The sequence below is a fragment of the Megasphaera stantonii genome, assembly GCF_025567065.1.
Classification (GTDB): Bacteria; Bacillota; Negativicutes; order Veillonellales; family Megasphaeraceae; genus Megasphaera; species Megasphaera stantonii.
Map to the genome: position 1 here is coordinate 1 of NZ_JAOQKD010000044.1, position 3,096 is coordinate 3,096.

The 3,096-nt window shown below is 50.2% G+C and carries 3 protein-coding genes; all 3 read left to right on the forward strand.

The features are described 5' to 3' along the window. Positions 1-356: 356 nt before the first annotated feature. Positions 357-767: a hypothetical protein gene (locus OCV58_RS12100; protein ID WP_154878004.1), complete on the forward strand. Its 411-nt coding sequence runs from the start codon at positions 357-359 to the stop codon at positions 765-767. A 41-nt stretch (positions 768-808) separates the two neighbouring features. After that, on the forward strand, positions 809-2,266 hold the full coding sequence (locus OCV58_RS12260) for an ESPR-type extended signal peptide-containing protein (protein WP_394802447.1): 1,458 nt from the start codon (positions 809-811) through the stop codon (positions 2,264-2,266). A gap of 119 nt (positions 2,267-2,385) precedes the next feature. Beyond that, positions 2,386-2,988: an RNA polymerase sigma factor gene (locus OCV58_RS12115; RefSeq protein ID WP_154878006.1), complete on the forward strand. Its 603-nt coding sequence runs from the start codon at positions 2,386-2,388 to the stop codon at positions 2,986-2,988. The last annotated feature ends 108 nt before the right edge of the window (positions 2,989-3,096 follow it).

The following is a 3,096-nucleotide window of genomic DNA, read 5'->3' on the forward strand; positions in this document are numbered from 1 at the left end:
AACAGTGGATATCACCATATACATTAGATACTAAAAGGCCGGATTTACATGCCAAGATGTTTCTGTCAAATATATACCCACAACAACTTGACACTGTCACAAAGTGGGGGATATTGTATTTATGTTAGTAAAGTGATATACTGAATGCTATAAAAGGGGGTGAAAGATATGTTCTCTGGCTTGAACCGTTAGAATAACTGGGTGAATACATCCTGGGATAAGAACTCAAATACATCTGTTATGCATCATAGCGTGTGTTTTAGGCAGCATAGGTTTATGCTGTCTTTTTTGCGTGCCTGCCTTGGCTGGAAGCAGGCCGGACGGTATATGGCTGCTGGAGACGGCAAGGTAAGCCTATGAAGCGGCCGGCTGTATGCCCCATCTGCGGCAAGGAATTCCTGGCCGACAGGGTGACGCAGAAATACTGCTGCTCCTACTGCCGGCGGTATGCCCACCGACACGGCGTGAACAACCACGTGCGGCCTCCGAAAGACGCCGAGGCCCTGCGCAGCTTCCGCTGTATCAAGTGCGGCCGCCTCGTGCGGGTCACAGAGTCGACGGACCGGCGGACAAAGTTCTGCTCGTCCCATTGCGAGAGGCTCTATTGGAAGCACTCCAAAAAGGTAACGTCCGTAGTCATCCGCCGCTCCTTCCATTGCCGCAACTGCGGCACCCTCGTTGAAGTGAGCGAGGCCAAAGACCGGCGGACGACCTTCTGCAGCCTGACCTGCCGCGAGAAATGGTTTTCCTTGCACAGAAAAAAGTAAAAACACGCGAAGCCAAGTATGAATACAAGGAGGAAACATGTATGAACCGGATTTACAAGGTAATATGGAGTAAAGTAAAACATCAGTATGTCGTCGTATCGGAATTCGCGCACAGCTGCACGAAAAGCACGGGCAGCCGCGTCGGCAGAAGTGCCGCCGCTGTATTAGCTGCTTTGGTGTTGACTATGGGGGCTGGAAGTGTACAAGCTGATTTCTCACGACCTGATGGTGCGGATTACATTCAAAATGATAATGGCAATTTAAAGGTTTATGATGATGGCGGAGTATCTTTTGGAGATGGTGCTTTTAATATTGGACCTGATGGACAATTCCGAGTTCCTGGAGAGAATGGAGATACATATTTTACTCCAGATGATTTAGTAAGTGCCGTTGAAAGTGGAGAAACAGCCAGCGAAGCGTGGGACAAGGCCGACAATGCCCAGGGAACAGCCAACGAAGCGTGGGACAAGGCAGACAATGCCCAGGGAACAGCCAACGAAGCGTGGAACAAAGCAGACAATGCCCAGGGAACAGCCAACGAAGCGTGGAACAAAGCAGACAATGCCCAGGGAACAGCCAACGAAGCGTGGAACAAAGCAGACAATGCCCAGGGAACGGCTAACGAAGCATGGAATAAAGCCGATAATGCCCAAGGAACGGCTAACGAAGCATGGAATAAAGCCGACAACGTTCAAGAAATTGTTGGCGATGGAAACTTGACGAATGGTGGCTCGACCTTGACGGAAGGCATCAATATCAACAGCACTGCTATTGCGCAAAATCGTCAGGATATCAACAACTTGAACCACCGTGTCGATAACCTCGACAGCCGTATCGACAAGGTCGGTGCTGGCGCAGCTGCGTTGGCTGCTTTGCATCCGCTGGATTTCGACCCAGACGCTAAGTGGGACTTTGCTGCCGGTTATGGTAACTATAACGGCGAAAACGCCGTTGCTGTCGGTACCTTCTATCGTCCCAATGAAGACACGATGTTCAGCGTCGGCGGTACTTTCGGCAATGGGGAAAACATGATTAATGCTGGCGTATCGCTGAAAATCGGTGCAGGCTCCAGCCATGTCACGACGTCCCGGACGGCCATGGCCAAGGAAATCAAGTCCATGCGCGACATCGTAGCCAAGCAGGATGCGCAGATCCAGAAATTGACGGCTATGGTCAACGCATTAGTCGGCGTACAGACGGAAACGGATACGACGACCATGTTCCCGGATGTACCGGAAAACCACTGGGCATACGAAGCTGTCGCAGCCATGGCTAAGAGCGGCCTGGTCAAGGGCTATCCGGACGGCGAATTCAAGGGCGACCGCAACATGACGCGGTATGAATTTGCCCAGATTGTCTACAATGCTATCCAAGCCGGCGCAGAAGTAGATGCTCGTCTGGTAGAAGAATTCAAGCCGGAATTGGAATACTTCCACATCGCTACCGTCGCGAAGGATAAAGACGGCAACCCGACGATTGAACGCGTACGGGCTAACTAATTTCATACAAAAGGGAATAGCGCTCAGTTTATAGCTGACGCAGCACAAGTAAAACGAGTCGGGGGAAACCTCGGCTCGTTTTTTTCTATCATTTTATTTGTTTAAAGGAGGAATTTTCCATGAACCAGACCATGCGCCGGTGGATTGACCGGGCTCAGAAAGGTGAAGAAGAGGCTATATTAATGATATTGCAGCAGTTCCGTTCCTTGATTTACAAGTATGCTTGTCGTTATCAGTATTGTTATGATTCATTGGACGAGGCCATATCGGTGGCGCAATTAGCTATGCTCGAATGTATTCACGCTTTTGACATGTCCGGCAGCGAGGAAGTTCACAAGGCCTTTCGCCGGGCTGTAGACAGAATATTTAAAAGGGATAGCAGACGGATTCGGACGTATGCCGAGATAATAGAGCATATGCTTCATGTCGACGAGGTTATCGAGGTGTTGGGAATCTCTGGCGGCGACGAGCAAGACCCGCAGCGCCGAGCCGTTGTAGCGGAATTGCAGGAAAAGGTTCGCCAGTGTTTGGCTCACTTGACTGAGAAAGAACGGCAATTTCTCCATCTGCGGTATCATGCTGACCTGACGTATGCCGACATAGCCCGCTGCTGCGGCCTGTCCCTGTCGCAGACGCATAAGCTGACCCAAGCGGCCATGGCGAAGTTTTGCGACATAATGCATCGGTATGACATACATCCGTTGAACGGCGAAGAGGCGTAAGGAGGATATACAAACAGAGACGGCGTCAGAAGACTATGTGAAGCTTTTTCTGTAAATAACTGCTAGGTATAGGTCTTCTATGATACAATCTAAATCATAGGAGGCTTA

Bases quoted from the DNA above. Each gene is read 5' to 3' on its own strand.
- OCV58_RS12100 (WP_154878004.1), top strand. From the start codon at position 357: ATGAAGCGGCCGGCTGTATGCCCCATCTGCGGCAAGGAATTCCTGGCC.
- OCV58_RS12260 (WP_394802447.1), top strand. From the start codon at position 809: ATGAACCGGATTTACAAGGTAATATGGAGTAAAGTAAAACATCAGTAT.
- OCV58_RS12115 (WP_154878006.1), top strand. From the start codon at position 2,386: ATGAACCAGACCATGCGCCGGTGGATTGACCGGGCTCAGAAAGGTGAA.